Origin of the sequence: Paraclostridium sp. (assembly GCF_051657365.1) — a bacterium.
Lineage (GTDB): Bacteria > Bacillota > Clostridia > Peptostreptococcales > Peptostreptococcaceae > Paraclostridium.
Window position 1 is genome coordinate 1 of the sequence record NZ_JBOFKN010000112.1, and the last position, 5,917, is coordinate 5,917.

General features: G+C 30.0%; 5 protein-coding genes. All 5 read right to left on the minus strand.

The features are described from left to right. The coding region (murJ, locus tag ACRCYC_RS08395; RefSeq protein WP_438618669.1) for a murein biosynthesis integral membrane protein MurJ at positions 1-1,252 on the minus strand (1,252 nt) is incomplete at its 3' end. A gap of 277 nt (positions 1,253-1,529) precedes the next feature. Next, positions 1,530-2,894 (minus strand): PTS ascorbate transporter subunit IIC, encoded by a 1,365-nt coding sequence (locus ACRCYC_RS08400; protein WP_438618670.1) that lies wholly within the window; start codon positions 2,892-2,894, stop codon positions 1,530-1,532. Positions 2,895-2,931: 37 nt separating this feature from the next. Then, positions 2,932-3,204, minus strand: coding sequence for a PTS sugar transporter subunit IIB (locus tag ACRCYC_RS08405; protein ID WP_438618671.1), 273 nt, complete (start codon positions 3,202-3,204; stop codon positions 2,932-2,934). A 1-nt stretch (position 3,205) separates the two neighbouring features. After that, a complete protein-coding gene (locus ACRCYC_RS08410) occupies positions 3,206-3,607 on the minus strand; it encodes a PTS sugar transporter subunit IIA (RefSeq protein WP_438618672.1) in 402 nt (133 codons plus the stop codon). Between the two features lie 18 nt (positions 3,608-3,625). After that, the gene (locus ACRCYC_RS08415; protein ID WP_438618673.1) at positions 3,626-5,641 is read right to left on the minus strand and encodes a BglG family transcription antiterminator; all 2,016 of its coding nucleotides are present in this window, start codon (positions 5,639-5,641) and stop codon (positions 3,626-3,628) included. Between the last annotated feature and the right edge of the window lie 276 nt (positions 5,642-5,917).

Here is a 5,917-nt window from a genome sequence, read left to right on the forward strand (position 1 = left end):
TACATATTATAGCTGATAAACTTGTCGCTAATGCTAGTCCACCATGTCCCATAACTTTTACTAATGCTATGTTTAATACAATGTTAAGAACTACAGCTATCATACCATTTATCATTGGTGTTTTAGTATCTTTTAAAGAGTAAAATACTTTACCTAATATGTCTCTTAATCCAAATCCTATCATACCTACTGAGTAGAATACTAATGCAGTAGCTGTAAGAGCTGTAGATCTTTCATCAAAAGCTCCTCTTTGGAATAATATTCTTACCACTGGTGTAGCTAATACTATTGCTCCTACTGTTGCAGGTAATACTAATAAGTTTACACAGTTTACACTTGTCGCCACCGATTCTGCAAACTTTTCCTTATTATTTTCAGTAGATAACTTGGATAATGTAGGGTATATAACCGCTCCTAATGTTGCTATAAATAAACCTAGAACAAATCCATTTAATCTATTGGCATTGTTTAGTGCAGTTATAACTCCATCACCTAGTCCTGATGCTAAACTTCTATCTACCATAGTGTTTACCTGATTCACAGCAACTCCTATAAATACAGGTAATACAAGCCATAACATTTTTTTAAGATATTTATCTTTTAAATTTATAACTGGTTTAAACTTATATCCTTTTTTAATTGCAAATGGTACCTGGAATACGAACTGAGACACCATACCTAGTAATCCACCTATTGCTAACATGTTTATATTATTAGTCACAGCACTTAATATTATAGATGCTATTATTATTATGTTATTAGGGAAACCTATCATACCCGGTATAGTGAAATCACCTTGTATTTGTAAATATGCCGTCATTATATTACTAAGCCCTATACATACAATTCCTATCATCATTATTCTAACGAATTGAACAGTTAGTGCTAGTTTCTCTCCTGTAAAGTTCATCGCAAATAACTTTACTAAAGGCTCTGCAAATATATATCCAAATACAGCTAATATTAAACTTAATATTGCTACTATACTAATTATATTATTTGAAAAATTTAAAGCTCTCTTTTCTCCACCATCTTCTAGTGCTTCGTGGTATAGAGGTATGAATGTTGTTATTATAGCTGTTCCTATTGCCGCAAATACCACTAGCGGTATGTTCATAGCTGTTATATATACATCACTATATGCACTGGTTCCATAGAAGTACCCAAGAACTATCTCTCTTGCAAATCCTAATACTTTCGATAGCATTGTGACTACCATAAGCCAAAATGCCGATTTTGCTAAATTACTCATAACTTCCTCCCGATTCTAATTTTGTCTATTTACTATTATATACAAATATTTATAAATTTAATATATCTATTATATTCTTTACGTTAATTTTTTATTAACTGTAAAATATATACTATACTTTAATCTACCCTAACTTCAACCTACTTTTATTTATAAATTTACTAGATTACTATGTATTTCAAATAAAAAATTCGTAGATTATAATATTATAATCTACGAATTTTTTATTTAAAATACATTACATTTATTAGATACATATTTTTATTTTTTGTATATCCTAAGCTACTTCACTAACTTCATCATTTTTCTTAAAATTAATACTCATTACAACCAATATTGCTAGTATTCCAACAAGTACTGCTGTAAGCCCATATCCACCTACAAATTGTTGTATTTTACCTAAAAATATTCCAACTACTCCAAAGTCTCCATCCGAGAATGTTGAGTTAGCTATCCCTAAGTTTCCAAGTACTGGTAGTAATGCTACTGGTAGTAATGATATTACTACTCCATTTATGAATGAGCCTATTATAGCTCCTCTTCTTCCACCAGTTGAGTTTCCAAATACTGCAGCTGCTGCTCCTGTGAAAAAGTGAGGAACAACTCCCGGTATAATTATTACAAGCCCCGCAACTCCTAGCACTAACATAGATGCTATTCCACCTATGAATGAACTTATAAATCCTATAAGAACTGCATTCGGTGCATAAGGAAATACTATTGGGCAATCTAGTGCTGGTTTTGAGTTTGGAACTAATTTTGTTGCTATTCCTTTAAATGCAGGCACTATTTCGTTTAATACTAGTCTAACTCCATTTTGTATTAATATAAATCCTGCTGCAAAAGTTAATGCTTGTATCATAGCATAAACTATAAAGTTTTTACCATCAGATAAATTTGTTTCAACATATTTAGGTCCTGCAACTAATGCAACTACTATATATAAAATTAACATAGTTATTGATATAGAAACTGCTGAATCTCTTAAGAAACTTAATGATTTAGGAACTTTCATTTCCTCTGTTGACTTAGATCCTTTTCCTACAGCCTTTCCGATTCCTGCTGCTAAGAAATACCCTATAGAAGAAAAGTGTCCTAATGCTACTGAATCATTTTTAGTTATTCCTTTCATGAAAGGTTGACATATTGCAGGAGATATAACCATTATAAGTCCCAATGCAAGTGATCCTGTAAATACTAAGTGTGGACCGCTCATTCCACTTGAAACTAATATAACAGCTATCATACAAGCCATAAATAAAGTATGATGTCCTGTTAAGAATATATACTTAAATTTAGTAAACCTTGCTATAAGTATGTTCATAATCATACCAAATGTCATTATAAGAGCTGTATAAGTACCATACTCATCCATGGCCATCGCAACTACAGCTTCATTATTTGGTATAACTCCACTTACCTTAAACCCATATTCAAACATTTTACCAAATGGTTCAAGTGAACCTACTATAACTCCAGCCGCTGCTGCTATTACAACAAATCCAACCATTGCTTTGATAGTTCCTTTTATTACATCTTCTATTGGCTTTTTCTGAAGTACTAAACCAATTATAACCATAACCCCTATCAATACAGCTGGTTCAGATATGAAATCTACAATAACTTTTAAAAATCCATTCATAATGTCCCCTCCTAACGTCTTTTTATATTATCAACTTCTATAATCCTAAAGCTGTTTGTAATTTTCCTTTTAGTTCGTCTTTGTCAAATAAAGCATCTAATATTATTAAATTTGGTAAGTGAGATGCACTTGATTCTAAGTCACTAGCTGTTATAAATATGTCTGCTTGTTCTGGTGTTGCATCTGCTAAAGAGTTGTGAGATACTTCATATCCAGTTAATCCTAATTCTCCTAATATCTCATTAACATTCATTTCAACCATAAAACTTGATCCTAATCCTGATCCACAAACTGCCATTATTCTTTTCATTTTAAATTACCTCCATAATTTCTTCTTCTTTATTTGTATTTAATATTTTATTTAATTTACTTTCATCCATACATATGCTTGCTACCTTTTGCATAAGTTCTAGGTGTGAGTTGTTGTCTGTTGAGCTTAGTGTTAAAAATAAACTCGTTTCTTTTCCTAAAAAATCTACTGGTTCATTTAATTTCAAAACACATAAATCTGTTTTTATAGCACCGTCTTCTGGCCTTGCATGTGGCATTGCGATTTTTGGTGCTATGCAGAAATACGGGCCATACTCATCTATTTTCTTTATTATTGAGTCAAAATAAGTTTTTTCTATAGATCCTCTATTTTCTAAAATATCGCATGATATTTGGATAGCTTCTTTATAATCATCTACCTGGTTAATAATTTTAACTATCATACTATTCCCTTTCTTATCCTACCTTGAATATTTGTTTATTAGTTTTAAAACTAAATTTTTATCTTTTGCATTTATAATTGTTTCTATATTATCTTTGTCTCTAAGCATTTGAGTTAAGCAAGCAAGTGCTTTTATATGTGATTGTTGATCTTTTGGTGCTAATGTTACTATCATTTTCACATTATGCTTTTCATTGTTAGAAAACTTTATTTTGTTTTTGAATGTGGTAATGCTCATTCCCAATTTGTTTACTCCATTTTCAGGATTAGCATGAGGCATTGCAACATTTTGTGCTATTACTATATATGGTCCTAATTGGGCTACATTGTCTATACACGCGTTTACATATGAGTTTTCTATATATCCAAGTTTTATAAGGCTTTGTGATGCTATTGATATAGCTTCTTTCCAATCATTAGCTTCTTGGTTTAAAGTTATTGTGTTTTCGTATAATAGTTCTTTAAGTGTAGCTTTTTGGATTTTTGATTTTTCTCTGCTGTTTATCATTATAGTTTTTATTTCTTCTCTCAATTTTTCTTTGTCTGAAATAGTTGTGTGTCTTTCAATACTGGTCATGATTTTGTCTATTGTTTCTTGTTCTTTGTTAAATGTAGATTGAGCGTTTGATATTTGAGATACTAAGTTTTTCTTGTCTAAGTCTGTAAGTACTGGACTTACTTTTATGAATTTAGATGTATCTTCATCAATGTCTACTGTGCTTATGGCAAAGTCATAATATTTGTTGTATTGTTTGAAGTTTTCTAAAGATAGTATGTCTTCTATTTCAATAAGGTCAAATAGTTCTTGTATTTGATTTTTTAGTAGCTGAGAGGTAGCCATACCAAAGTTGCATACTATAACTATTTTAGGGATTTTTATTTCTACTCCCATTTTGCTTGTATATCCACCAAAGTACATCGATACATATGCAATTTCATCTTCATTTAAAAACATGTCCATTAGGTTGTCTATGTGTTTTATAGCTTGTTTGGTAAATTGATATACTGATTTATATTTTTTCTTGATTTCATTTTTTACTATGTTGGGATAATATACACCATATTTTGTTCTAAATAAAGAAGGCGTTAAGTGGTTTAGTATATCTTTTTCTAGTGTTTCATAGTCGTCTATTGATATACATGATATTTTTTCAAATTCTTTTACCATCATTTTAACTGAAGATATATATTGGTGTTTTAGGTTTTGTTTGTTGAAAAATTTTCTTATGTCTTGGTCACTTACCAAAAATGTTTGTATGTAGTAAATTTCTGTGTCATCGATTTCCTTAGCTATTGATTTTTTTATACTATTTAATAAGATTTTTGCTTCTTTGTTTGAAGTTTGGTTTTGTAAAAATTGAATGTCTTCTTTTTGAAAACAGTTCATGTTGTTTTTGTAATAGTATTTATAAAACATGGTTATGTACATTAAGATGTATTTTAGGTTGTTGTGTTTTAAGATGTTTAAGTTTAATTTTTCAATTTGGTTTTTTATGTTTTTGTATTCTTCAATTATTTCATGTTGGTAAAAAAGGTATCCATATTCGTTGTATATGTTTATGAATAAGTATCTTTTTTCTTTTTCTTTTCCTTCTAGTTTGTACCCTCCTTGTGTGTTAAGGGTTAGGTTGTATTTGGTTATGTATTTTTTAACTTCTTTGATATCTCCTAAAATAGTGTTTCTACTTACATATAGGTTGTCGCTATATTTTTCTATAGTGGATTTTTGTGAACCTGTTAGTAGATCTATTATTATTTTTATACTTCTTTCTTTTGGTGATAGTATGTAGTCGTTTGTTGAGTATTTTAATAATTTTTTTATGTCATCTTTGTCAGATGGGTTTATATGATATCCTAGGTTTTTTATGTTTGTTATTTCTATTCCACTTTTTTGTAGGTATTCGTTTATTTTGGATATATCGTAATAAGCAGTTCTTTTGGATACGTTTAATGATTTCATTATTTTTTCTAGTTTTGTGTAATCATTGTTTAATAGTATTTCTAGTATTTTTTGTAGCCTTCTGTTTAGTTGCATATTTGATATCCCTTTCTTGGTTTTATTATACTTTATTATATGTGTTGCACAAAAGTCAAAATTAAGGCACTGTGGTAGTGCAATAAATTGTACTGTGGTGTTTAGTTGTGTTTGTAAATATAAAAAGCTGAAGGATAGTTTTTAACTTTTCCTTCAGCTTTTTTAGTTTGCTTTGTTTGGTCCGGATGAGGGGAAGAGTAGTCACTTCCTTCAGGCAAATACCTGAAAAGCTCGGTATTTAAGTCTTTCGTCAGTTGACTACTCTTCCCCTCATCC